Genomic DNA, 579 nt, shown 5'->3' on the forward strand with positions numbered 1-579 from the left:
CCGCTACGAGTCTAAACAAGAAGTATTTTTAGATGGAGGCCCAGGGCCTAACGCCCCAAGAACAGCCGCAGCACTGCCTGCTGGTTTGTATTATTTTCAAGTTACCGATCCATCAGGTAAATGTTTGTTATCAAGTACTTTAGATAGCGCAGACACCAACGGTGGTACCTGCTATCAAGATGTAAAAATCAAAGGCAAGAACGCTAGAAACGCCGAAGAGTTTTACGCAGAACCATTAGCCTGTCGTCTTTTCTATTTCGACGGTGAAGGTGGTGTGACATATATGAATGACGTCGTCACCATCACTCAAGAAGTTAAAGTTCGCGGCAAAATGGTCACCCAATCGATAGACATAGAATGTCGACATCAATTGGGAAGTGAGTATTTAGATGTCGACCCTACTTCTCTGCCTGATGGAGAAACCATACAGCTATTTCCATTTGCCAACACACCTAACTCCGGTGGGGTTTACAAAGCTTGGGTATCCACAGCAGCGAGCGTAGAAGCCGCTTGTGAAGGTACTGACCTGTATGGCGAAGAAACTGGTGAAAACTGTACCGGGTTCTTTGGATTTATCCC

The 579-nt window shown here is 45.6% G+C and carries 1 pseudogene; it reads left to right on the forward strand.

The annotated features are described in order from the left end of the window. Positions 1 to 579, forward strand: a pseudogene (locus R7Z77_RS27180) (hypothetical protein); the annotation flags it as partial.

It is taken from the genome of Vibrio sp. 1401, from assembly GCF_033340295.1.